Source organism: Bradyrhizobium sp. ERR14, assembly GCF_014198235.1.
Classification (GTDB): Bacteria; Pseudomonadota; Alphaproteobacteria; order Rhizobiales; family Xanthobacteraceae; genus Bradyrhizobium.
The window spans coordinates 1-23,213 of record NZ_JACIHD010000008.1 but is presented as its reverse complement, the minus strand read 5'-3'; the positions used below and the strand labels follow the sequence as shown (position 1 = coordinate 23,213).

Here is a 23,213-nt window from a genome sequence, read left to right as displayed (position 1 = left end):
GGGACGGATGGCGAGAAGTGTCGCGGTGAAGAAGGGCGTCAAACCGGCAAAACCGCCTTACGTGCTCGACGAGCAGGTCGGTTTCATCCTGCGCCAGGTCTGGCAGCGCCACAGCTCGATCTTCTCCCGCGATATCGGCACCAATCTGACGCCGACGCAGTGGGCGGCATTGTCGAAGCTCGCCGAGACCGGGCCGTGCTCGCAGAACCAGCTCGGCCGGCTGACCGCGATGGACGTTGCGACGATCAAGGGCGTGATCGATCGGCTCACGGCGCGTGGCCTGACCGAGACCAGCCAGGATCCCGAGGACGGTCGGCGGCTGCTGGTCAGCCTGACGCGCGCCGGTCAGCAGCTTTCGGAGAAGGTCGCGCCGAACGCGCTCGCCATCACCCGCGAGACGCTGGCGCCGCTCGACACGAAAGAGCGCGAGATGCTGATGGCGCTGTTGAACAAGCTGCGGTGAGGGTGCCGTAGAAGGTCTCGTAGGGTGGGCAAAGGCGCGAAGCGCCGTGCCCACCGCTTCTCAATGGTGGGCACGCTTCCGCCGTCGCTCTTCGAGCTATGGCGGACAAGTCGCTTTGCCCACCCTACGGCAGTTGAACAAGGTGCGGGGACGGGCGACTAACCTCGATGAGGGACTTGTCGAGGTATTAGTCATGAGAGTCGCGGCGAAGTTTACGATGCTCCTCACTCTCGGTGCGGTGCTGGCGGGCAGTTGCGCGCCTGCCTTTGCCGCGCAGCCCTACGAGGGCTTCTGGGCGTCCACCAAAAAAGACTGCCGCGATGACGACAGCCCCAACCGCATGAGCATCGAAGGCGGCAATCGCCTCTACTGGTACGAGACGCGCTGCCGCGCCAGCGAGATCACCGCCGACGGAAAGCTCGGCTGGAAAATGAAGCTCGCCTGCGAAGGCGAGGGCGAGAAGTTTCGCTCCAATCCCCTGGTCTCCATCGCTGTGGACGGCAAGCTGGTGATGGACAACGGACCGGTCGGGCAGGCCAAACGCCAGACCTATGTGCGTTGTGAGATCGCGAAGAAGCGCTGATCTCGAATGCTTACGTCTTGCCCGGCCATTTGGCGCGGTAGCGGATTTCGCTGCCGTCGGCGAGCCGCCGCCAGGTCCCGAACTCCGGCGTATGCGGCGCCCGGGCCGTCAAGTCGATCGGATAGATTCGGCTCGGTTGGCCCTCGATATTGACAGCGAGCTGCCGGTGCGAGGTTCGAAACGCGAGCTCGACTTCGCCTGCGATGACGGGCTGGTCGCCGTCACGATAGAAGGCGGCCGGGGTCACTTCGCCCGGCATCGTGTTGAGGTCGGTCTGCAATTCGATGGTGATGCCCTGGGCCGATGCCGGCACCGCGACCCCGGCCGGAAAACGGACCTCAAATACGAGCAGGGGATTGCCGCCGTTCCGGTTGAGCCATGGCGTCGCAGTCGCATAGGCGTAGGCGATGTAGATGCCGATCCCGGCGACGCAGAGCAGGACGACGACGCCGAGAGACTTCAGGCTGTTGCGCGCGATGCTGCCATTGCCCGCGTCCTGGCCTGAACGCCTCACCAGCCAGTTGGCAACCACCGCGCCGGCGATCGCGCCGATGGGGGAGTAAACGAACAGTCCCAACAGACCCGAGGTGATCGGGTCCGCGCGGTTGCCGAAATCGAACAGGGAAAACAACACAAAGATCGCGACATAGCCCGCCACCGCGCCAGCAACGCCGACGGCTATTCGCGATGAGTTCTTCATGTTTGCCTCGATGGTCCAGCAATGAAATGCCGCCGCCGGGGGCTGCCTGCGTTAGACGCAGCAGGTCGCAGACTTGTTCAACGCCATCGAGGGGCGAGGCCGAGCGGTGTGCCGCTCCGGCTGCGTCACTTCGCCACCACCTCCGGCACTTTCCCCGCGGGCGGCGTGTTCCGGCTGCGCTGGGTGCGCACGATGCCGTCGATGATGGTCATGCCGATGCCCGGGAGGTCGCCGAGCTGGACGCTCTCCAGGATGTTCTTGCCGGGCGAGTGCTGGGCCTTGTCCATGATGACGAAGTCGGCGGAACGGTCGACTTCAATGAGGCCGCAATCGAGCTCGCGCATCCGGGCGGTGTTGCCGGTGGCGAGACAGAACGCAAGCTCGGCCGGCAGTCCGCCGAGCGAGGACAGCATCGAGACCATGCGCAAAATGCCGAGCGGCTGCACGCCGGAGCCGGCGGGCGCGTCGGTGCCGAGGATGACCCGGTGCAGATCGCCCATCTCGCGCGCGGTGCGCAGCGTAAACAGAGCGGAGCGCTCGTTGCCGTTATGCACGAGCTCGAGGCCGCGCTTGCAGCCCTCGCAGATGCAGCGGATCTGATCGTCGGGCAGGGCGGTGTGGCCGCCATTGATGTGGCCGACCACGTCGGTGTCGGCCTCCAGCACCACGTCCTTGTCGATCAGACCGGAGCCGGGGATCGAGGGGCCGCCGGTGTGGATGGTGCTCTGAATGCCGTATTTGCGCGCCCAGCCGACCATCTTGCGTGCAGTGGGACCGTCCTTGACGCCGCCGAGGCCGACCTCGCCGAGCAGCTTGACGCCGGCGGCGGCCAGCTCCTTGAAGTCCTCCTCGACCATCTCGCATTCGATCACGGGCGCACCGGCGTGAACCTTCACGCCGCCGGGGCGCAAATTCCAGAATGCGCGCTGCGCAAAGATCGCCATCGCCTTCAGTCCGACGACGTCGCGGGGGCGGCCGGGCATGTGCACCTCGCCGGCGGAGATCATGGTGGTAACGCCGCCGTGGAGGTTGCTGTCGATCCACCCGATCTGGTTCTGGCGCGGCGTCCAGTCGCCCGCCACAGGGTGGACGTGGCTGTCGATCAGGCCCGGCGCGACCGTGGTCCCGTTGGCCTCGACGATCGTGGTCGCGCCTTCGATGTCGACGTCCTTGAAGCGGCCGATCGCAGTGATCTTGCCGTTCTCGGCGACGATGGTGTCGCCATCCAGGATCGGCTTTTCCAGGGCGCCGGACAGGATCAGGCCGATATTTCGGATCACGAGCTTCGAGGGTCCGGTGGCCTGGGGGGCGTCATGCGCCATGGAAGGGGCTCCTTATTCCTAACTGCAACGCTTTCGATCTTGGGCAGCCTTGACCGCGGGATCAAGCAGGATTATTCATTAGTGTACGAATGATCGTGTACAAACGACGCATAGCTGCCCGCCTCGGAACCGCATTGGAAGCGACAGGGAAGGTGAGATGAGCAATTTCAACCAGGAAAGCGTTTTGAGCGTCCACCACTGGACCGATACGCTGTTCTCCTTCAAGACCACGCGCAGCCCGACTTTCCGCTTCCGCAACGGCGAATTCACCATGATCGGGCTCAAGGTCGGCGAGAAGCCGCTGCTGCGGGCCTACAGCGTCGCCAGCGCCAATTACGAGGACACGCTGGAGTTCTTCTCGATCAAGGTGCCGGACGGTCCGCTGACCTCGCGGCTCCAGCATTTGAGGGAAGGCGACGAGATCATCGTCAGCCGCAAAGCCACCGGCACGCTGGTGATCGACAATTTGGAGGAGGGGCGCAACCTCTACCTCATCGGCACCGGCACGGGCCTTGCGCCGTTCCTGAGCGTGATCAAGGACCCCGAGACCTATGAGCGGTTCGAGAAGGTCGTGCTGTTGCATGGCTGCCGGCACGTCAAGGAGCTCGCCTATGGCGAGATGATCACCGAGACGCTGCCGAAGGACGAACTGATCGGCGAGTACATTCAGAATCAGCTGATCTATTATCCGACCGTGACGCGTGATCCCTTCCGCAACCGCGGCCGCATCACCGACCTCATCACCACAGGCAAGCTGTTCGCCGATATCGGCCTGCCGGCGCTGGAGGCCGCCCACGACCGCGTCATGATTTGCGGCAGCCCGGCACTGGTCGCTGATACCCGCGTGCTCCTGGGTGAGCGCGGCTTTATCGAGGGCAATCACGGCGAGCCGGCCCAATTCGTGGTCGAAAAGGCCTTTGCCGAGCGCTAACGCGCAATTCTAGCTTGAGAAGACCGCATTTTCGCCGCGTGGGGCCCGTTGCGGCGCCGATTCGGCGCTTGATACACTGTGGGAACGAATCAGCGGAGTTCCCACATGGTTGCGGACAGCGACAGCAACATCGCCTGGCACCGGGTCCAGTTGAAGAAGAACCGCGCCGAGTTGAAGGCGCTGGAGACCGCGCGCTTCACGATGGGCGAGATCGCCTCCTCGAAGCGGAACGGCCAGACCCAGAAGGCGATCGCGGAACTCAAGCGCAAGATCGCCCAGTCCGAGCGCGTGATCGCCGATCACGACAAGCGCACGCGCCGTCCGCTCGGCACCGACATGCAGAGCCTCAGCAACGGCAGCTGGAGCCATTGGGACGCCTATACCAACCAGCAGCAGCGCAAGACCGGCCAGCGCTCGCCGGGGCGTGGATAGATCGCCGTCTCCTCGCGCGGGTTCCGACTTGCGGGTTGGCCCGCGCATACCATCTGGGTGAGACACCAACAATCACTCCGGTGATCCTATGACAGCGCGCCTCGATTTTACCAGCGAGGCCTTCTTTCGCGATCCGCCCAAGGCGATCGCGGCGTTGCGCATGTCCGGTCCTCTCGTCGCGACGCGATTTCCTCTGGTCGGCGATGTCTGGATCACCACGACCCATGACGCGACGGCTCAAGTGCTGAAGGACGGCGCTACCTTCACGCTGCGCAAGGAGGATGGCGACGTCGCGGGTCTGCGCTGGTGGATGCCGAGCTTCGTCAGGACCATCGCCAACAACATGCTGACGATGGACGAGCCTGACCATACCAGGCTCCGCAGCATCGTGGACGAGGCCTTTCGCCGTCGTGCCATCGTCGCGATGGAGCCGCGCATCCGTGCCATTGCCGACGGCCTGGCCGACGAGCTGTTCGCGGAGGGACGGCCAGCCGATCTGGTCCAGCGCTACGCGCGCATCCTGCCGCTCGCAGTGATCTCCGAGCTTCTGGGATTGCCTCTGGCCGACCGGCCCAAATTCATCGCCTGGGGCAACGCGATGTCCTCGCTGACGAATGTCGTCAGCTTCTTCCGCTTGCTGTGGGCGTTCCGAAAGATGCGGAGCTACCTGGAGCAGCAATTGCAGGCCGCGCGCGTGCAGGGCGGCGAAGGCCTGATCGCCGAGCTGGTCCAGGTCGAGCGCGAGGGTGCCCAGATCACGCCGGATGAAATGGTCTCGATGGTGTTTTTGCTGCTCGCAGCCGGCTCCGAGACGACCACGCATCTCATCAGCGGTTCCGCCTACGAGCTGCTTAGGAGTCCTGGCCTCCGCGATTGGCTGGAGCAGGACTGGAGCCGTGTCGGGCTTGCGGTGGAGGAGTTTCTTCGCTTCGTGTCACCGGTGCAGTTCTCCAAGCCACGCTATGTGCGGCGGGACGTCGAGGTCGAAGGCGTGCGTCTGAAGAAGGGCGACCGTGTCATGGTGATGCTCGCCGCCGCCAACATGGATCCGGCGATGCATGATCACCCTGAAAGCCTCGATCTCGAGCGCAAGCCGAACCGTCACCTCTCGTTCGGGACGGGAATCCATTTCTGCCTCGGCCATCAGCTTGCGCGGATCGAGGTGGCCTGCGCGCTGGAAGCGCTGTTCGTGCGCTGGCCGAAACTTGGTCTGGCCGTCGACCCCTCGCAGATCCATTGGCGCAAGCGCCCGGGGATTCGCATGATTGCGAAGCTTCCCGTCACGGCCGAGATCCACGGAACATTTGCCGCTGCGGCGCCAGCGATGGCCGATCGTTCTCCCGTGCGGGCGGAGTGAAGCTCTCTCCTTCGGCAAATCGTCGCTGACCATGATCCGCTCGGAACGGCCTGCGGCGCTTGCTGTTGTCCACCGGGACCTGAGGGCATGCGAAGGAACAGTTCCGTGCCCAGGATTCCCATCTTTCAAAGAGGTTGGATCATGACCAGCAAAATGCCGAATGTTCCGCCGGAGAATCAGAGCCGGAAGGGAACTGGCGATACCAAGCAAACATCGGCCGATCAGACTCCGCGCGGCCAGCAGCGCGCGGAAAATCCGGACCAACAGGGACAGCAAGGCAACATCAAGCAGAACACGACCAATCAGGGATACCAGCAAGACCGTTGAGGAGGCGACATTCATGTCGACATCCACCAAGACACCCAACAGCATTCGCCAGGGCGGCCCCGGCGCATCGCATGAGAACGCGAAGGCGCCGCTGGAGGTGAAGAAGCCGCCTGCGGACGATGAGCAGCGAAGCCACAGCCGCGTCTCCGGCGGTGGAGGCGAGCGGGATTCTCATCACCGCCACGACGCGGCCGGCAAGGGCGGCGGCAGGTGACGATTGGAGATCAGAATGCAAGGCAGAAAGACCCACGAACAGCAGGTTCGCATTCTCGAGCGCAAGCCTGACATTCCCGATGCGAGGGAGCTCGATCAGGCATCCGGCCGCAACGTCGATGGTACCGCTGCTCATCGCGCGCGGCCGGAAGCTCGACACAGCGAATTTCCGGTGAGCCGCGGCGGCCTCAACCAGGAGAGCGACCACAACAAGCACAACGACGCCGGCCAGAGCGGCCACAAGCCGCTGAAACCGACAGCGGCGCAACAGAAGCACTAGAGAAGATCACGGCCAAGAGGAGAGACTGATGCCAGGTGGGCACGGTAGCAAGACGCACTTCAGATCCGGCATGCATGGCAAGGGCGACGGCACCGGTGCATTGACCGATGTGCCCAAGGAGAAGATCGGCGATAACATGGTCCTGTCCAACCGCGACAAGGCCCAGCATTCGGACATTCGCGGCATGGACGGCAAGTCCATTCAGACCGAACAGTATCAGGATCATGCAGCCAACCGGCTCGACGAGAGGCCGGAGACTGATGAGACCTGAGAGGGGCGTTCCTCCCGCTGAACTCGCGGACCGGTCTTCAGCCGGTCCGCTTTTTTGTCGGCACGAGGTCGCGCTCCCAGCCGAACACGGAGCGGCCGTCGAGGTCGGGTGAGGCCGCACGCTCGCCGGCGATATAGGTCTCGACGGACGGGCCGCGCGCGGTGCGTTCCAGCCGCCGCGCCTGGTCGTCGAGGCGCCTGATCGCCTGCATCTCTTCGTCACGTCCGAGCTTGGCGCTCTGGATCGCGCCCTTCAGCACGCGAATGGTCTCGTCGTAGACCTTGATCGGGACAGGGTAGGGATGCCGATCCTTGCCGCCATGGGCGAGCGAGAAGCGCGCGGGATCCTTGAAGCGATAAGGCGCGCCGTGCACGACCTCGGCGACCATCGCCAGTGAGCGCACGGTGCGCGCGCCGACGCCGGGCGTCAGCAGCAGCTCCGGGAAATCGACCGGGCCGCGTTCGGCGGCTGCGGCGAGGGTGCCGTGCAGGCGCCGCGCGAACACATCCTTCGGCCGGACATCATGATGCGCGGGCATGATCAGATGCGGCAGCATGGCCTGCGCAGGCTCGGGCGCAGTCCCGGTGAGCCGCTCGAATTCAGTGAGGATGCGATCGGGGCCGAGATCGCTGAGGAGCTCGAGCTGCGCGTTGCGCGAGACATCGGCGCGGTGGTCGGTCAGATTGACGATCTCGCCTTGTTGTGGGCCGTCGATCGCGCTGTGCGGCGCATCGACAAAGCTCTTCAGCACCTCGGAATGCCAGTGATACCGGCGGGCCTGCCGCTTGTCGCCGTTCATGCCCTGCTGCACCACCGTCCATTTGCCGTCGGCGGTCACGAAGAAGCCGTGGAGATAGAGATCGAAGCCGTCCTGCACGGCCGCGCTGTCGACCTTCGCCACCAGGCGGCTGGCGCGGGTGAGCCTTGCGCCGTCGAATCCGACGCGGTCGCCGAGCTGCATCAACTCGTCCGGCGTCTTGCGCGAATGCTGGCCGCGTCCGCCGCAGACATAGATGCCAAGCTCATCCTGAAGCGGCCCGAGCCCGCGCTTCAGCGCGCCGATTACGGATGTGGTGATGCCGGAGGAGTGCCAGTCCATTCCCATCACGGCGCCGAACGACTGGAACCAGAACGGATGCGACAGCCGCTGGAGAAACGCATCGCGGCCGTAATGATGCACGATCGCCTGCGTGACGATCGATCCGAGAGAAGCCATGCGGCTCGCAAGCCACGGCGGAACCCGCCCGGTGTGCAAGGGAAGATCGGCGCTGCCGGTACGTCTGGTCATCGTGCCCCCAAATTAGCGCAGTTCGGCGACGGTTGCATCTGCGGAATGCTGCGTTGCACGAGAGAGGGGAGCCAAGCCGGCCGGGAGGCGTTGAGCGGGCTACGCGAATGCAATGACGGGGACAATCGATGAATCTGCAGGCCCTGATGGCCGACATCGACAGGATGTTCGGCTGGATACCGTCGTGGTTTGTCGGCCTCGGTCTGGTTCTCGGCGCGATCTTGCTTGCGCTGTTCGTCTATCGGGTCGCCGTATGGCTGCTCGCGCGCGCCTTCGGAACCCGCCTTCCGCTGCTGAGCGTGTTCATTGACCGCACCGCGGGGCCGGCCCAGCTGGCGCTTTGCCTGGCGGCCGTCGCATTGGTCCTGCCGCTTGCCCCGCTCGACGACATGATCCGCACGCCGCTGATGCGCCTGTTCGTCGTGGCCGTCATCGCCCTGATCGGCTGGATCTCGATCCGGGTCGTTGACATGAGCGCGGCGCGGTACCTGCAGAATTTCCGCGATGTCACCGAGAATTTCGTCGCGCGCAAGCACGTCACGCAAGTTCGCGTGTTCAAGCGCGTCACCGATACCATCATCGTCGTCATCACGGTGTCCACCGCGCTGATGACGTTCGATTCGGTGAGGCAATACGGCGTCAGCCTGTTCGCCTCCGCCGGCGCGGCCGGCATCATCGTCGGTCTTGCCGCACGGCCGCTGCTCAGCAACCTGATCGCCGGCCTGCAGATTGCGATCACGCAGCCGATCCGCATCGAGGATGCCGTGATCATCGAGAACGAATGGGGCTGGGTGGAGGATATCGCCTCGACCTATGTCGTGATCCGGCTGTGGGACTGGCGCCGCATGGTGGTGCCGCTGTCCTATTTCATCGAAAAGCCGTTCCAGAACTGGACCCGAGACACCGCCTCCCTGATCGGCGTGATCGCGCTGCACGTCGATTATCGCGCCGACGTGCCGCGCATCCGGCGTTGGCTGGAGGATGCCGTGAAGCAGTCCAAGCTCTGGGATGGCGCGGTGGTCAATCTCCAGGTGATCGACGCGGACTCCCGGACCATCGAGCTACGTGCGCTGGTCAGCGCAAGAAACGCGCCGCAATCCTGGGACCTGCGCTGCGAGATCAGGGAAAAGCTCGTCGCCTTCATCCGCGACGAGATGCCGGAGGCGCTGCCGCGCGAGCGCGCGATCCTGATCCCGTCGGCCGACGATGATGCCGATCTCCTGCGGCCCGTCGCGCGGCCGGAGAAGATGCGGGCGAGCGCGCATAATTGACCGTCCGAGCGATCAGCGGGCGCCGACCACGGCCGCGCCGGCCTGGCGGTCGGAGCGCGGTCGCCGCTTGCGCAGCTTACGTCGGGCCCAGATCAGGAGACCGGTCGACAGCAGCGTGAGCAGCGCGATCGACGTCACCACATTGAGCGACGAGGCGATCAGGGCCGACCAGTTTCCCTCATGGATCAGGCGCGGCCAATTGCGTGGCAGTGGCGTGACCTCCGATGAATTGACGGCATAGGCGCGTAGTTCTCCTCCGTCATAGATTCGCGCCATCATGTGGCCACCGCGCAGACCGATCGAGATCACGTGCGTGAGATCGTGGGAGGCCGCGACCATGCGTATCGCGTCAGGCAGGGCGAGGGGGCGGCCGCTGCCGGCCGGAACGCCTCCGCTCTGAAACGTCAGGCCGAACGCCATGCACAGGCCGCTCAGCGGGCTCAACAGGACGAGTGGCAGCGCGAACCAGGCCGTGCCCTTGTGCCATCCGGACAGCGTGTTGCGCAGCCGCGGCAGTCCCATGAGGCTGCCGAGCAGCATCAGGATGACCATGGCGATGGTCGAGCTTGTCGCCAGCCACGCCTGGCCGAGCAGCCGTTCATGCGTGATCCGCGCCCACCGGAAGAGATCGGTCGGGCCGGAGCTGGCCGCAGCGGGTGCGCCGGTCACGAGATCGATGGCCGGCGCGCCGGAGCCTTGCAGCGTCATCCGCTGGCTAGCCGCATTGATCGAAAGCCCGCGCGCCTTGTTGTGTGGATCGTACGTCTTCACCAGCTCAACGACGCGCGCGGCATCGATCGCCGGACCGCCGATGCCATTGACTTGCATCAGCGGCTCGAACGACAGGATCAGGCCGGTGGTGATGATCGCGAACAGGGGAAGCGCAAAGACCAGCGTGATCCAGCGATGGAGTGTCAACAACAGGGGTTTGTTCATTCTTCGGTCTCCGGCGATCTTGGCACTGGTCGCCTAGCGCAGCCCCGAAGACAAATGACGCTTTGTCCACCTTGTCGCGTTGATTTGCAGCAAATGGACGCGAGGCTATCGCGATGCTGCGATCGCCAATCGTTCGCAGGTTTTCGAGAGACTTGCAGCAGCTGCGTCGTGCGGTCTCGCTCGGCGGGACCTACTCGCGCGTTACCTTCATCGCGCCGCGCAAGCCAGCCTGACGTTGGATCGTCTCCAACGCGCCGGACGACTGTTTCTCCGCAACGAAGCTGTTGAGCAGTGACAGCGCCTCCTCGCGTCCTCTGGGGATCGCGATGGCCATGTGCTCCAGGCCCCAATTGCCGTCGAGAATCCTTGCGCCCGGCATCTGGTCGGACATTTCGAACAGCGTCGGCTTGTTGGTCGCGTAGAGATCGATCTCACTGCTCCCGAACATCGCGATGGCGGCCTTGACGCTTGCGGCGGGAACGATGGCCGCGTTCTTGAATTTTGTCGGCAGCGTGCGCTCGGAGGTCGAGCCTTTGGTGACGCCGATCTTCACACCGGGCTTGTCGATGTCCTCGACCTCTCTGATCGGCGAATTCGCCGGGACGAGAAAGCCGAGCTCGATTGCCAGCACGGGCCGGCTGAAGCTCACCTCGTTGGCGCGGGCCGGCGTGGCGTTGGTCACGGTGAAGTCGATCTTGCCATCGTGGATCGCGCTGACGATGTCGGCAACGCGCTCGAACCTGACATAATCGACGCCAACGCCGAGCCGTTTGGCGAGCTCGGCGCCGAGATCATAGGCGAGGCCGTGCGGCTTGCCGACGGCATCCGTCACCATCGAGGTCGGGCTGCCCGGATAGATGCCGACGCGCAAGCTGCCACTCGGCGCCAGCAGCTTTGCCTCGCCGTCGGCGCGCGCGGACGCGCCGACGAGGCTGATGATTGCGGCCACCAGCAGGGCGGTGCGGGCGAGGCGTCCAGAGAAGGCCCTCATGCAAAGAGGCTCACTGCGCGCGGATGTTGGCCGCCTTCAGCACCGGCTCCCATTTGGTCGCCTCGGCGTGCATATAGGCGTCAAACTCCTTGGCGGAGGAGCCGACCGGAGCGGCGCCGATCTTGCCGAGCGTCGACAGCACGTTCGGATCCTGCAGCGCCGCCTTGAGATCGGTTTCGAGCTTCGCCACGATCTCCGGCGGCATTTTTGCCGGACCAAGCACGCCCCACCAGACCGAGACGTCATAGCCGGAGACGCCGGACTCGGCGACGGTCGGGACGTCAGGCAGCGCCTTGGAGCGTTCAGCCGAGGTCACCGCGAGCGCGCGCACCGGACCGCCTTCGAGCTGGCCGATCGCTTCCGCAAGCGGATTGATGCTGAGCGGGATTTCGCCGGCGATGACAGCGGTCAATGCCGGCGCGCCGCCCTTGTAGGGGATCGCGACGATCTTGCTGCCGGACATGTGTTTCAGCAGTTCGCCGGCCAGATGCGCCGAGGTACCGTTTCCGGACATGCCGTAAGATAGCTTGTCCGGCTCTTTCTTCGCCGCAGCCAGGAGATCGCCGAGCGTCTTGTAGGGACTGTCCTTGGCCACCACGATCGCGAGCGGTGAGGAGGCGACTTCGGTGATTGCGGTAAAATCCCTGAACGTGTCGTAGGGCACGCTCGGATAGATGAACTGGTTGAGCGGATGGCCGCTCGCGACCAGGATCAGCGTGTAGCCGTCGGGCGCGGCCTGCGTCAGCGCCTGCGAGGCAACGATGCCGCCGGCGCCGGGACGATTGTCGACTACCGGCTGCTGACCCCAGGATTTGGCCAGCGCCTGGCTCAGCGTGCGCGCGAGCACGTCGACCGCGCCACCGGCCGCGTAAGGCACGAGGATGTGAACCGGCTTGCTTGGATAAGTGTCGGCGGCCTGCGCGGCGCTGCCCGCGAGCAGCAAACCGGCGCCCAGCAACAATCCGCCGATTGTCTTGTTCAAACCCAGCATTTTCCCAGCACTCCTTGCGGGCGCACGCATCCTTGCATCGGTCTTCCAGGCCGTCCGGATGCCGCCCATGGTTTTTGTTGACGAGACCTGATCTTTTGTACGATAGTACAAATCACATGGTACGCAAGCCCACCAGCAAGGAAACGGCCCGCAAGCCGAACATGCGCGAGGCAATCCTCGCCGCGGCCGAGGAGCTGTTCGCCACCAACGGCTTCAACGCCGTCTCGGTGCGCGACATCGCGCAGGCTGCCGGAGCCAATCCCGGCAGCGTGACCTATCATTTCAAGACCAAGGACGGCCTGCTGCTGGAGATCTACCGGCGCCATTGCGGGCCGATGAATTTGCGACGTTCGGAGCTGCTCGCCGCCGCCAGGCGGGTGCGCGATCTCCAGGACCGGCTGGAAGCGATCGTGCGCGCCTATGTGGTGCCGGCCTTCACCTCGGGCAGCGACCTCGCCGGCGGGGGGGCGCGCTTCACGCGGCTGCGCGCCGTGATGTCGGCCGAGGGCAACGAGGTCGCGCGAAAAATCATCGCGCAGACTTTTGACGACACCAGTCACGCCTTCATCGATGCGATCCACGAGAGCCTGCCGCACATTCCGCGCACCGACATCGTCTGGCGCAGTCACTTCCTGCTCGGCGCACTCTATTACTCGCTGGTGACACCGGATCGCGTCTCGCGCCTGTCGCGCGGCGAGGCCGATGGCGGCGATGCCGCCAGCGCTATCGAGCAGCTGGTGCAGGCCACGGTCGCCTCATTCCAGGCGCCGCCGCTCGATCATGCCGCGCCGGCGCGGCGGCGGCCGGTCGTCAGCAGCAAGACTTGAAAGAAGCCACCCGAGCGGAGGCGCGTAACAGCGCTTCCGCTCGCAGGCGGACGGTGTGACAGGGTGTTGGGAACATGAACAGGCGGGAGTGCTTGCATCTCTTGACCGGACTGGCAGGTACGGCGCTTGCGAGCGAGGCGTGTGCGCAAGGCGCAGAGCCGAAAGCGATGCCGACGATCACGACGCCGGACCCAAATCCCACGACGCCGTCGTTCAAGCTGCCGACAAAATCCTGCGACAGCCATACCCACATCTTCGGGCCGGCGTCGCGTTACCCCTTCGCGGAAAGGCGCCCCTACAACACGGCTGATGCGCCACTGGAGGCGTTCCGCAGCGTGCACGAGACGATCGGCGTCGAGCGCTGCGTCATCGTGAATGCGACCGTGCACGGCACCGACAATCGCGTCGTCACCGACGCCATCGCCCAGAGCGAGGGGGCCTATAGGGGCATCGCCAACGTCAATGACGAGATGACCGAGAAGGAGCTGGCGGCGCTCGACAAGGCCGGCATCTGCGGCTGCCGTTTTGCCTTCCTCAGGCGTCTCGGTGGCGTCGGCGATATGGGTAAGTTCCAGCGCATCGTGCACCGCGTTGTCGAGCTCGGCTGGCACATCGACGTCTATTTTGAGCCGGGCACGATCGCCGAATTCGCAGGCCTCCTGACTGCGCTGCCGACGCCTTATGTGATCGATCACATGGGCACGGTGCAGGCCGGGAAGGGGCTTGACGATCCCGGCTTCACCGCGCTGCTCGACCTTCAGAAAAAGGACGAGAAGTGCTGGGTCAAGATCACCGGCCTCGAGCGCGCCTCCGCCGTCGGCAAGCCGTTCCACGATGCGGTGCCGTTTGCCAAGGCGCTGATCGACAACGCGCCCGATCGCGTGCTCTGGGGCACCGATTGGCCGCACCCTAACGTCAAGGTCATGCCGAACGACGGCGAGATCGTTGACCTGATTCCCCTCTACGCGCCCGACGCAAAGGTCCGGCAAAAGCTGCTGGTCGACAATCCCGCACGCCTGTTCAAGTTCACCTGATGACGATGATGTACACACCCACCATTCCGCCGCCCGATCGGAACACGCGCACGCCGAAGTTCAAGCTGCCAAAACTGTCCTGCGATGCGCACTGCCACATCTTCGGGCCCGGCTCGAAATACCCTTACGCGCCTGACCGATCCTACACGCCGCCGGATGCGCCGCTGGAGGATTTCCGCGCGCTGCATGCCAAGATCGGTGTCGAGCGCGCCGTCATCGTCAATGCCAGCGTGCACGGCACCGACAACAGTGTGGCGCTCGATGCCATCGCGCAGAGTAGCGGCGCCTACCGCGCCGTCGCCAATATCGACGGCACCATCACCGAGCGCGGGCTTCGTGCGCTGCACGAGGGCGGTTTTCGCGGCTGCCGCTTCAATTTCGTCCGCCATCTCGGCGGCGTCCCTGACAAGGGCGTGTTCGATCGCGTCATCGCCATGGTCGCGCCGCTCGGCTGGCACATCGACCTGCATTTCGATGCGATCGACCTGCCTGATTATGCCGACATGCTGGCAAGGCTGCCGCTGAGCTACACCATCGATCATATGGGACGGGTGAAGGCCTCCGAGGGGCTCGACCAGTTGCCGTTCAAGATTTTGATCGAGCTGATGCAGCGCGACGAAAAATGCTGGGTCAAGATCTGTGGCTCGGAGCGGGTGTCCTCCAGCGGTCCGCCCTTTACCGACGCGGTGCCGTTCGCGCGAAAGATCGTCGAGACTGCGCTTGACCGCGTCATCTGGGGCACCGACTGGCCGCATCCCAACGTCAAGGTGATGCCGAATGACGGCGACCTCGTCGATCTGATTCCGCTGTTCGCGCCGGAGCCGGAGTTCCAGCAGAAGATCCTTGTCGACAATCCGGCGCGCCTGTTCGAGTTCGACCGATGACGGTGCTCGCGATCGACAAGCCGCGCGGGCGGCCCTGGTGGAGGGAGCTCTGGATCCAGGTGCTCATCGCCATGGCGGCCGGCATCGCGCTTGGGATCGCCAGTCCGGAGGCGGGCGCCAAGATGCAGCCGCTCGGGGATGCCTTCATCAAGGCGATCCGGATGCTGATCGCGCCGATCATCTTCTGCACCGTCGTGCACGGCATCGCCCACATGGCCGATATGGCGCGGGTCGGGCGCGTCGCGGTGAAGGCGATCGTCTATTTCGAGATCATGACCACGATCGCGCTGATCATCGGTCTCATCGCGATCAATTTGCTCAAGCCCGGCGTCGGCATGAACATCGATCCCGCCAGCATCAATGCCAGCGCGATCGAGCCTTATGTCAAGCAGACCAGCGTCATCGGCTTCGTGCCATTCCTGATGAACATCGTGCCCGCGACGTTCATCGGCGCCTTCGCCGAAGGCAACATCCTCCAGGTGCTGTTCATCTCGGTCCTTTGCGGCTTTGCGCTGGTGCAGCTCGGCGAACGGGCCGCGCCGCTGGTCCATCTGATCGACATCGCCGCAAAAATGGTGTTCGCCGTCGTCGGCTTCGTGATGTGGGCGGCGCCGATCGGTGCATTCGGCGCCATCGCCTTCACGGTCGGCAAGTTCGGCGTGGGATCGCTGGCCTCGCTCGGCAAGCTCCTCGGCGGTTTCTATCTCACCTGCGTGGTCTTCATCGTCGTGGCACTCGGCCCCGTCGCGCGGCTCTGCGGCTTCTCGCTGCTCAAGCTGATCCGTTACATCTGGGAAGAGCTGCTGATCTGCATCGCCACGACGTCGTCGGAGACGGTGCTGCCGCGGATGCTGACCAAGCTGGAGAAGGCGGGCTGCGAGAAGAGCGTGGTCGGGCTCGTGATCCCGACCGGCTACTCCTTCAATCTCGACGGCACCTGCCTCTACCTTGCCGCGGCCTCGGTGTTCCTGGCGCAGGCGACCAACACGCCGTTCGGGCTTGCCGAGCAGATCGAGCTCTTGCTGATCCTGCTGGTGACTTCCAAGGGCGCGGCGGGGATCGCGGGCGCCGCCTTCGTCGTGCTGGCGGCGACGCTGTCGGCGACCGGCACCATCCCGGTGACGAGCGTGGCACTGGTGCTCGGCATCCATCGCCTGATGTCGCAGGGCTTGACGCCGACCAATCTGATCGGGAACGCGGTCGCGACCATCGCGATTGCCAAATGGGAAGGCGCGCTCGACGGCGAACGGCTGAGGCGCGTGCTCGACGGCGAGGAACAAGCGGCCGCTGCGATCCGATGAATTGGCTTCCGGCGCGACGCAGGCGGCTTATGATGCTTACGAACAAGAGAGGGGAGTTTCTCCCATGAAGACAGGTCTGGTCATCACCGCCCATCCCGGCGATTTCGTCTGGCGCGCCGGCGGCGCGATCGCGCTGCATGCGAAGAAGGGCTATCGCATGAAGATCGTCTGCCTGTCCTTTGGCGAGCGCGGCGAGAGCCAGTTTGCCTGGAAGGAAAAGGGCGCGACGCTGGAATCGGTCAAGGCCGGGCGCAAGGACGAGGCGGAGCGGGCGGCAAAGCTGCTAGGCGCGGAGATCGAGTTCTTCGATTGCGGGGATTATCCCCTCAAGCTGACCGAGGCGCATTTCGACCGCATGGTCGACATCTACCGCGAGCTCAATCCCAGCTTCGTGCTGACCCACGCGCTGGAAGACCCTTATAATTTCGACCACCCGAACGCAGCGCATTTCGCCCAGGAGACGCGTGTGATCGCGCAGGCGATGGGTCACAAGCCCGGCGCGCAGTACAAATATTCGGCGCCGCCGGTGTTCCTGTTCGAGCCGCATCAGCCTGAGCAGTGCAACTACAAGCCGGATCTGCTCCTCAAGATCGATGAGGTCTGGAAGGAGAAGTACGAGGCATTCCAGATCCTCGCCGCGCAAAAACATCTGTGGGGCTATTACGAGCGCGTCGCGCTCAACCGCGGCATCCAGGGCAGCCGCAACACCGGCGTGCCCATGACCTATGGCGAGGCCTATCAGCGCCTGTTCCCAACGGTTGCGGAGGAGCTGGCATGAAGCCGGTCGTCGTTCGCAATATCAAGCGTGCCGATCCCGCCGGAATGGCGGCGTACGGCGTCTCGACCGTGCACGAGGCTTACGGGCGCGTGGGTCTGATGAAGCCCTATTTGCGCCCGGTCTGGGCGGGCGCGTCGATCGCCGGGCCCGCCGTCACCGTGCTGGCGCAGCCCGGCGACAATTGGATGATCCATGTCGCCGTCGAGCAGTGCAAAAAGGGCGACATCCTCGTCGTCGGCTGCACCACCGACAATACCGATGGCATGTTCGGCGAATTGCTGGCGACCTCGCTGCAGGCACGCGGCGTGCAGGGGCTGATCATCGATGCCGGCTGCCGCGACGTCAATGCGCTGCATGAGATGAAATTTCCGGTATGGTCGCGCGCTGTCTCGGCCAAGGGCACAGTCAAGGCGACGCTCGGCTCGGTCAACATTCCCGTGGTCTGTGCCGGCGTCAATGTCGATCCCGGCGACATCGTCGTCGCCGATGACGATGGCGTCGTCGTGGTCCCGAAGCGCTACGCCGCCGAGGTTGCCGAGAAGGCGAGGAAGCGCAACGCTGACGAAGGCGGCAAGCGCAAGCGCCTTGCCTCGGGCGAACTGGGTCTCGACATGTACGGCATGCGCGAGGCGCTGGCGAAGGCCGGGCTCGTCTATGTCGACAATCCCGAGGACGTCTGAAGATTAGCGGAGCGGGCGGATGGATCGTCTCAAGCTGAAGGCCGTGCTCGGCAATCATCCCCACGTGCAGGCGGTGAAGAGCGGCGCGCTCCGCTCCGATCTTTTCGATCTCGACTTCATCACGTACACGCCGACCAACACCGCGTTCAAGCCGATGGTGCGGGAGCAGGCCTTCGATGTCTGCGAGATGGCGATTGTCACCTACCTGATGGCGAAAGCCCACGGCAAGCCGCTGGTGCTGCTGCCGGCGACCATGCTTGGTCGCTTCCAGCATTCCTATGCGCTCTACAATCCCACGAAGGGAACGCTCGGGCCGTCCGATCTCGAAGGCAAGCGCGTCGGCATCCGCTCGTTCACGACGACGACCGGCGCCTGGATCCGGGGCATTCTCGCCAACGATTACGGCGTCAATCTCGACAAGATCCGCTGGGTCACCTTCGAGGATCCGCACGTCGCCGAATATGTCGACACCACCGAGCGCGCCCCAAAGGACAAGAAGATCCTGCAGATGCTGCTCGACGGTGAGCTCGACGCTGTCCTCGGTGAGATCTCCGATAATCCCGAGCTGAAGCCGCTATTTCCCGATCCAGCCGCGGAGGCCGCCAAATGGTACGCCAAGCGCGGTGTCGTACCGGTCAATCATCTCGTGGTCGTGACCGAGCAACTCGCGAGAACGCGTCCCGAGATCGTTGCGGGTGTCTATGATCTCCTCAAGCAGGACAAGGTGCAGGTGGGGCCTGCGGCAGCGCCCGACCTTGTCCCGTTCGGGATCGAGGCCAACCGGAAGCCGCTGGAGTTGATCGTCGACTACGCATTCCAGCAGGCGCTGATCCCGCGCCGCTATGCGGTCGAGGAGCTGTTCGACGAGACGACACGAGGATTGAACTGATGGTGGATCCGAAACGATGGCAGATCGGGCTGGTCGGCTATGGCGAAGTCGGTAGGATCCTGGCCGAGGATTTGCGCCAGCAGGATATCAAGGTCTCGGCCTATGACATCAAGCTCGGTGGCGAGCAGGGCGCTTCGCTGAAGGAGCATGCGATAAAGTTTGGTGTGACGCTGGCGGCGTCGCACGCTGAGCTGACCGCGAAATCCGATTTCATCATCTCCGCGGTCACAGCAAGCCAGGCCGTTCCGGTGGCAAAGGCCTGCGCCGCTGCGGTCAATCAGGGCACTTGGTTCCTCGATTTCAACTCGGCATCGCCCGGCGCCAAGCAGCGCGCCGCTGCGTTGATCGATGGCGCCGCCGGCCGCTATGTCGAGGGTGCGGTGATGACCTCGGTGCCGCCCTATCGCATCAAGGTGCCGTTGCTGCTCGGCGGTCCCGGCGCGAGAGAGTTGGAGCCGCTGCTCAACGCGATCGGCTTTGCCGCCAGGGTTGCGAGCGACGAGCTCGGAGTGTCCTCCGCGGTGAAGATGTGCCGCAGCATCATGATCAAGGGCCTGGAGGCCATGGTCATCGAGAGTTTTACGACCGCGCGGGCCTATGGGGTCGAGGATGCCGTGCTGGCCTCGCTCGCGGAGACCTTCCCCGCGATCAACTGGGAGAAGCAGGGCGCCTATTTCTTCCAGCGCGTCATTGAGCACGGCCGCCGGCGCGCCGAGGAGGTGCGTGAGGTCGCCGAGACCGTGCGTGAGGCGGGACTGACACCATGGTCCGCGCAGGGCACAGCCGAGCGTCAGGCCTGGGTCGCTGATCTCGCCGATGAAGGGTTGTTCGGCGCCAGGGGCACCAAGGAGTTCGCGCGCAGCGCTGATTGGCGTACCGAGGCAGATCGAATCCTGAGCAAGATCAAACGCTGACGCCGAACGCGCAGGTTGAGCTCAAAACCCTGCCGCGGTCGCGATAGTTCGAGATTTCGTCACGGGCGAGCTCGATCAGGTCGACCAGGCATTTGGCCTCGCGGACGACCTGCTCCTTGGCGGGCGCGGTGCGGAACTCTGCGAGAATCATGCGGATGCACTTGTCGGCAGTATCCAGCGTCCAAAGCGCGCGGGTCATGTCGTCCTGCGTCTGGATCGCCGAGATATCGAGGCCAGATAGGACTTCGCCGATTCCCTTCAGGCGTTTGACGGCCGTTTCCGCCGGCGAGTCGGCCCGAATGGAGCGATAATCCATGCTACTGAATGCGCTGAACATGTACATGCTTCCCCACTGAACAGGTCGTTCAGTGCGTCCCCTTAATATGATCCGGGCGGCCTGTTGTGCAATGCGCACAGCTACGGTCCGGGATTCTACCGGGCTCGGATCTTAGGGAGGAATCGGCCGTGAATCGGCGCGAAACGGTCCGATGATCAGCCGTGTTCCTGACGATTTTACCGTTGGAGCTTCGACCGGAAACGCGTTCAGGCCCCAGGCCGGAACAGCGCGGGCCGCTGCCGTGCGAACGTCTGTCGGCCATCCTTGAAGCCCATCATGACGTCGGGCAGCTCGGCGATGGCGAAGCGGCTGTCTTGCGTATCGAGCACGATGAGATCGGCGGGATTGCCGACCTTGATGCCGTAATCGTCGAGGTTCATCAGCCGCGCCGGCAGCTCGGTCACGAGATCGAGGCAGGTGTCGAAATCCCCCACCGAGGCGTGCGCGACATTGGCGTAGAAGTTCGCCATCCGCAGCAGCGAGGCATCGCCGAACGGCGTGAAGGGATTGAGGACGTTGTTGGTGGCGACCGAGCAAACCACGCCGTCGCCCGCGAGCTTGTGGGCGAGGGTCAGCCCGCGTGGCGCGTTGTGGGTGGCGTCGCGCCCCATCAGATAGAGATCGGTCGCGGGCAGCACGGTGACGGCGACGCCGGCTTTCGCCAGTTGCACCGTGGCCGTCTTCATCCGCTCCGGCGGCAGGGCCGAGAGCTTTGTCGCATGGCCGATCGTGACGCGGCCGTGATAGTTGCGCCGCTCGGTCTGGCGGCAGACCTCGTCGAGATGCCACCAGGAAGGATCGAGATCAAAGTCGAGATGGAGATCGACGTCGACGTCGAATTCCTGGGCGAGATCGAAGATGCGCGCAAGATGCGCGGTCGGATCGGTGTCGGTATAGGGACAGCCGCCGATCGTCTCGCCGCCGTCGCGCAGCGCCTGGACCAGGAGCTCCTCAGCTCCGGGATCGTTGGTTAGCCCCTCCTGCGGGAACACGCAGAGCGACAGGTCGAGCGCCCATGCATAGTCGCGCTTCAGCGCCTTCACCGCCTCGAAGCTTCGCAGACCGATCCGCGGGTCAATCTCCACATGCGTGCGCATGCGCGTCGTGCCGTTTACGATCGCGCGTTCGAGCACCTTGGCGCCGCGCGTGTAAACATCCTCGACGGTGAAGTCGCGTTTCATCGCCGACACGGCCCGGATGGCGTCACCGAGACTGCCGTGATCGTGGCCGCAGCGGTCGAGCAGGCAGGCCTTGTCGAGATGGATGTGGGTGTCGACGAAACCGGGCAGGGCGAGATGCCCGCCGATATCGACCTCGACCGCTTCGCAGGCGAGCTTTGGCTCGATCGCGGCGATCCGGCCGGCCTTCACGCCGATGTCGACAGGCGCGGCGGATGATCGCAACAGTGCGTTACGGAAGATCAGGTCGAAGGCGGGCTGGGTGATCATGGCTCTTGCGGACGGAATTTAGAGCAATCAGCCGGGATCGGCGGCTCCAGATTGTCGGCAGTGTAGCGAGGCAGATGTTCAAAATATATGCATGGATTCGGCGACAGTGGCGGTAATATTCCGCCAATCCGGGAGAGCCTGCCATGTCCGTTGCCGCCAAAGCCGAAACTGCTCAATTGTCCGATGCCGCGATCGTGGAGGCCTATCTCACGGCATCGATGATCCCCGATCCCGATGCTGCGGCCGCCTATATGGCGCCGGGCACCGTGATCACCTTCACCGGCGGGCGCGAGTTCGATCATCCGCGCGGCCCGACCGGCTTCAACGCCAAGCGCTACCGCTGGGTCAAGAAGAAGATGGACCGGTTCGACGTCTGCCCCGGCGACGGCGAGACCGTGGTTTACAGCGTCGGTACGCTCTACGGCGAATGGAAGGATGGGACCCCGTTCGAGGGCAACCGTTACGTCGACCGCTTCGTGGTGCGCAATGGCAAGATCACCAAGATGGATGTCTGGAACGACAGCGCCGAGCGCATCCTGGTCCAACGCGGCATCGACGCGTAATATCCGTCTCGGCAAAGGCGGAGCCGAACGGCCGCTCGTCATATCGAAAGCTGCGATAGCTGATAGGCGCGAGCCCGTCTGGCGGCTGGCCTGCGCCTGCGCTATCAAATCCCGCGATCGCGCCCGGGATGGAGGCGCGAGCCCCCTTTAGGAGCAGCCGATGCGTCTACCCACCGTTATCCTGGCCCTGACATGTCTTGCGGGCGCAGCTTCAGCCGAAGATCTGTCGGGCACGCTCCAGAAGGTCAAGGAGACCAAAAAGATCACCCTGGGCTATCAGGAGGCCTCGGTCCCGTTCAGCTATCTTGACGGCAACCAGAAGCCGGTCGGCTTCGCCATGGACATCTGCCTTAGGATCGTCGACGTCGTGAAGAAACAGCTGGGCATGCCCGACATCGCCGTCGACACGCTCGCGGTGACCTCGTCGAACCGGATCCCCTTGATGGTGAACGGCACGCTCGACCTGCACTGCTCGGCGACCACCAACAACGCCGACCGCCAGAAGCAGGTCGCCTTCACCAACACGCATTTCCTCAGTGCGACGCGGTTCGCCGCCAAGAAGGCCGCAAAGATCAACACCATCGACGATCTCAAGGGCAAGGCGGTCACGGCCGTGGCCGGCTCGGTCAACCTGACGCAGCTCGCCAAGGTCAATACGGAACGCAATCTCGGCATCAGTCTGATGCCGGCGAAGGATCAGGCCGAAGCCTTCCTGCTCTTGGAAACCGACCGCGCCCAGGCCTACGCACTCGACGACGTGCAGCTCGCGGTCGCGATCGCGCGCTCGAAGGAGCCGCAAGCCTTCATGATCAGCGAGGAGGCGTTCTCCAAGCCGGAGCCCTACGGCATCATGCTGCGGCGGGAGGACGCGCCGTTCAAGGCGCTCGCCGACCGCGCGACTGCGGAGCTCTATGCAAGCCCGGAGATCGAGGTGCTCTACAAGAAATGGCTGCAGTCCCCGACGCCGCCGAAGGGCCTCAACTACAACGTCCCGATGTCGCCCGCCTTGCGCAACGCTTTCAAGAAGCCGAGCTGGAGCGCCGATCCGGACGTGTATCTGGCGAACTGAGGCGAGAGGTTGCGCATTACTGTGCCCTCTCCCCTTGTGGGCCTGTTGCGTAATCCGCCAGTTGTGATTCCCTAGGGCAAAGCCTTGGAGGTATCGATGGCGGTGAAGCGGACAGGACAGCCGAGCTTTGTAG

At 64.3% G+C, this 23,213-nt stretch carries 28 protein-coding genes; 20 read left to right on the top strand and 8 right to left on the bottom strand.

Features of this window, described 5'->3' with window-relative positions; genetic code table 11:
• The first annotated feature begins 7 nt into the window (after positions 1 to 7).
• Together GGD62_RS22475 and GGD62_RS22470 are read left to right on the top strand one after the other, a co-directional pair.
• On the top strand, positions 8 to 463 hold the full coding sequence (locus tag GGD62_RS22475) for a MarR family winged helix-turn-helix transcriptional regulator (RefSeq protein ID WP_018320975.1): 456 nt from the start codon (positions 8 to 10) through the stop codon (positions 461 to 463).
• A 193-nt stretch (positions 464 to 656) separates the two neighbouring features.
• Positions 657 to 1,046, top strand: a complete 390-nt coding sequence (locus tag GGD62_RS22470; RefSeq protein WP_183710289.1) for a hypothetical protein — start codon at positions 657 to 659, stop codon at positions 1,044 to 1,046.
• A gap of 10 nt (positions 1,047 to 1,056) precedes the next feature.
• On the opposite strand, the gene GGD62_RS22465 is transcribed toward GGD62_RS22470, so the two are convergent.
• Both GGD62_RS22465 and GGD62_RS22460 read right to left on the bottom strand, forming a co-directional pair.
• Positions 1,057 to 1,746 (bottom strand): hypothetical protein, encoded by a 690-nt coding sequence (locus GGD62_RS22465; RefSeq protein ID WP_183710287.1) that lies wholly within the window; start codon positions 1,744 to 1,746, stop codon positions 1,057 to 1,059.
• Positions 1,747 to 1,871: 125 nt separating this feature from the next.
• The gene (locus tag GGD62_RS22460) at positions 1,872 to 3,068 is read right to left on the bottom strand and encodes an amidohydrolase family protein (RefSeq protein WP_183710285.1); all 1,197 of its coding nucleotides are present in this window, start codon (positions 3,066 to 3,068) and stop codon (positions 1,872 to 1,874) included.
• A gap of 157 nt (positions 3,069 to 3,225) precedes the next feature.
• Between GGD62_RS22460 and GGD62_RS22455 the strand changes: the two genes are divergently transcribed.
• The 7 genes from GGD62_RS22455 to GGD62_RS22425 all read left to right on the top strand — a co-directional run bounded on the left by GGD62_RS22455 (position 3,226) and on the right by GGD62_RS22425 (position 6,879).
• Entirely contained in the window at positions 3,226 to 3,999 is a 774-nt protein-coding gene (locus GGD62_RS22455) for a ferredoxin--NADP reductase (protein WP_092252482.1), read from the top strand.
• Positions 4,000 to 4,104: 105 nt separating this feature from the next.
• Positions 4,105 to 4,431, top strand: coding sequence for a hypothetical protein (locus tag GGD62_RS22450; protein ID WP_018320980.1), 327 nt, complete (start codon positions 4,105 to 4,107; stop codon positions 4,429 to 4,431).
• An 88-nt stretch (positions 4,432 to 4,519) separates the two neighbouring features.
• Positions 4,520 to 5,788, top strand: a complete 1,269-nt coding sequence (locus GGD62_RS22445; protein WP_183235878.1) for a cytochrome P450 — start codon at positions 4,520 to 4,522, stop codon at positions 5,786 to 5,788.
• 141 nt (positions 5,789 to 5,929) lie between these two features.
• Entirely contained in the window at positions 5,930 to 6,115 is a 186-nt protein-coding gene (locus tag GGD62_RS22440) for a hypothetical protein (RefSeq protein WP_183710283.1), read from the top strand.
• 13 nt (positions 6,116 to 6,128) lie between these two features.
• A complete protein-coding gene (locus GGD62_RS22435; protein ID WP_183710281.1) occupies positions 6,129 to 6,329 on the top strand; it encodes a hypothetical protein in 201 nt (66 codons plus the stop codon).
• Positions 6,330 to 6,344: 15 nt separating this feature from the next.
• Positions 6,345 to 6,608: a hypothetical protein gene (locus GGD62_RS22430; RefSeq protein ID WP_183710279.1), complete on the top strand. Its 264-nt coding sequence runs from the start codon at positions 6,345 to 6,347 to the stop codon at positions 6,606 to 6,608.
• Between the two features lie 28 nt (positions 6,609 to 6,636).
• Positions 6,637 to 6,879 carry a hypothetical protein gene (locus tag GGD62_RS22425; protein ID WP_183710277.1) on the top strand — a complete coding sequence of 81 codons (243 nt, stop codon included), beginning with the start codon at positions 6,637 to 6,639 and terminating at the stop codon, positions 6,877 to 6,879.
• Positions 6,880 to 6,916: 37 nt separating this feature from the next.
• Here the strand turns inward: GGD62_RS22425 and GGD62_RS22420 are convergent, their stop codons facing one another.
• Positions 6,917 to 8,167 (bottom strand): DUF763 domain-containing protein, encoded by a 1,251-nt coding sequence (locus GGD62_RS22420; RefSeq protein WP_183710275.1) that lies wholly within the window; start codon positions 8,165 to 8,167, stop codon positions 6,917 to 6,919.
• Positions 8,168 to 8,295: 128 nt separating this feature from the next.
• Between GGD62_RS22420 and GGD62_RS22415 the strand changes: the two genes are divergently transcribed.
• Positions 8,296 to 9,438 (top strand): mechanosensitive ion channel family protein, encoded by a 1,143-nt coding sequence (locus tag GGD62_RS22415; protein ID WP_092252494.1) that lies wholly within the window; start codon positions 8,296 to 8,298, stop codon positions 9,436 to 9,438.
• A gap of 12 nt (positions 9,439 to 9,450) precedes the next feature.
• Here GGD62_RS22415 and GGD62_RS22410 read toward each other — a convergent pair whose 3' ends face one another.
• The 3 genes from GGD62_RS22410 to GGD62_RS22400 form a co-directional block, all read right to left on the bottom strand.
• A complete protein-coding gene (locus GGD62_RS22410; protein WP_179730923.1) occupies positions 9,451 to 10,374 on the bottom strand; it encodes a PepSY domain-containing protein in 924 nt (307 codons plus the stop codon).
• A gap of 190 nt (positions 10,375 to 10,564) precedes the next feature.
• Complete coding sequence (locus tag GGD62_RS22405) at positions 10,565 to 11,365, bottom strand: ABC transporter substrate-binding protein (RefSeq protein ID WP_179730921.1); 801 nt, start codon at positions 11,363 to 11,365, stop codon at positions 10,565 to 10,567.
• A 10-nt stretch (positions 11,366 to 11,375) separates the two neighbouring features.
• Positions 11,376 to 12,356: a tripartite tricarboxylate transporter substrate binding protein gene (locus tag GGD62_RS22400; RefSeq protein WP_183710273.1), complete on the bottom strand. Its 981-nt coding sequence runs from the start codon at positions 12,354 to 12,356 to the stop codon at positions 11,376 to 11,378.
• A gap of 116 nt (positions 12,357 to 12,472) precedes the next feature.
• Here GGD62_RS22400 and GGD62_RS22395 point away from each other — a divergent pair, with 116 nt between their 5' ends.
• The 8 genes from GGD62_RS22395 to GGD62_RS22360 all read left to right on the top strand — a co-directional run bounded on the left by GGD62_RS22395 (position 12,473) and on the right by GGD62_RS22360 (position 19,663).
• The gene (locus GGD62_RS22395; RefSeq protein WP_183235872.1) at positions 12,473 to 13,183 is read left to right on the top strand and encodes a TetR/AcrR family transcriptional regulator; all 711 of its coding nucleotides are present in this window, start codon (positions 12,473 to 12,475) and stop codon (positions 13,181 to 13,183) included.
• A gap of 74 nt (positions 13,184 to 13,257) precedes the next feature.
• Positions 13,258 to 14,217, top strand: a complete 960-nt coding sequence (locus tag GGD62_RS22390; RefSeq protein WP_183710270.1) for an amidohydrolase — start codon at positions 13,258 to 13,260, stop codon at positions 14,215 to 14,217.
• Positions 14,217 to 15,101, top strand: a complete 885-nt coding sequence (locus GGD62_RS22385) for an amidohydrolase (protein ID WP_179730914.1) — start codon at positions 14,217 to 14,219, stop codon at positions 15,099 to 15,101. Before GGD62_RS22390 ends, GGD62_RS22385 begins: the two co-directional genes overlap by 1 nt.
• Positions 15,098 to 16,402 carry a C4-dicarboxylate transporter DctA gene (gene dctA / locus GGD62_RS22380; RefSeq protein WP_183710268.1) on the top strand — a complete coding sequence of 435 codons (1,305 nt, stop codon included), beginning with the start codon at positions 15,098 to 15,100 and terminating at the stop codon, positions 16,400 to 16,402. The genes GGD62_RS22385 and dctA overlap by 4 nt, the downstream gene beginning before the upstream one ends.
• 64 nt (positions 16,403 to 16,466) lie before the next feature.
• A complete protein-coding gene (locus GGD62_RS22375; RefSeq protein WP_183710266.1) occupies positions 16,467 to 17,180 on the top strand; it encodes a PIG-L deacetylase family protein in 714 nt (237 codons plus the stop codon).
• Positions 17,177 to 17,860: a 4-carboxy-4-hydroxy-2-oxoadipate aldolase/oxaloacetate decarboxylase gene (locus tag GGD62_RS22370; protein WP_183710264.1), complete on the top strand. Its 684-nt coding sequence runs from the start codon at positions 17,177 to 17,179 to the stop codon at positions 17,858 to 17,860. The genes GGD62_RS22375 and GGD62_RS22370 overlap by 4 nt, the downstream gene beginning before the upstream one ends.
• Before the next feature lie 19 nt (positions 17,861 to 17,879).
• Positions 17,880 to 18,749, top strand: coding sequence for a hypothetical protein (locus GGD62_RS22365; RefSeq protein WP_183710262.1), 870 nt, complete (start codon positions 17,880 to 17,882; stop codon positions 18,747 to 18,749).
• Positions 18,749 to 19,663 carry a DUF1932 domain-containing protein gene (locus GGD62_RS22360; RefSeq protein WP_409333959.1) on the top strand — a complete coding sequence of 305 codons (915 nt, stop codon included), beginning with the start codon at positions 18,749 to 18,751 and terminating at the stop codon, positions 19,661 to 19,663. Before GGD62_RS22365 ends, GGD62_RS22360 begins: the two co-directional genes overlap by 1 nt.
• On the opposite strand, the gene GGD62_RS22355 is transcribed toward GGD62_RS22360, so the two are convergent.
• Both GGD62_RS22355 and GGD62_RS22350 read right to left on the bottom strand, forming a co-directional pair.
• Positions 19,653 to 20,000 carry a hypothetical protein gene (locus GGD62_RS22355; RefSeq protein ID WP_183710260.1) on the bottom strand — a complete coding sequence of 116 codons (348 nt, stop codon included), beginning with the start codon at positions 19,998 to 20,000 and terminating at the stop codon, positions 19,653 to 19,655. The two genes, GGD62_RS22360 and GGD62_RS22355, sit on opposite strands and share 11 nt — an antisense overlap.
• 206 nt (positions 20,001 to 20,206) lie before the next feature.
• Positions 20,207 to 21,448 (bottom strand): amidohydrolase family protein, encoded by a 1,242-nt coding sequence (locus GGD62_RS22350; protein WP_183710259.1) that lies wholly within the window; start codon positions 21,446 to 21,448, stop codon positions 20,207 to 20,209.
• A 143-nt stretch (positions 21,449 to 21,591) separates the two neighbouring features.
• Here GGD62_RS22350 and GGD62_RS22345 point away from each other — a divergent pair, with 143 nt between their 5' ends.
• Both GGD62_RS22345 and GGD62_RS22340 read left to right on the top strand, forming a co-directional pair.
• Positions 21,592 to 22,011 (top strand): nuclear transport factor 2 family protein, encoded by a 420-nt coding sequence (locus tag GGD62_RS22345; RefSeq protein ID WP_179730904.1) that lies wholly within the window; start codon positions 21,592 to 21,594, stop codon positions 22,009 to 22,011.
• Between the two features lie 160 nt (positions 22,012 to 22,171).
• Positions 22,172 to 23,080, top strand: coding sequence for an amino acid ABC transporter substrate-binding protein (locus tag GGD62_RS22340; RefSeq protein WP_183710258.1), 909 nt, complete (start codon positions 22,172 to 22,174; stop codon positions 23,078 to 23,080).
• Positions 23,081 to 23,213: the final 133 nt, after the last annotated feature.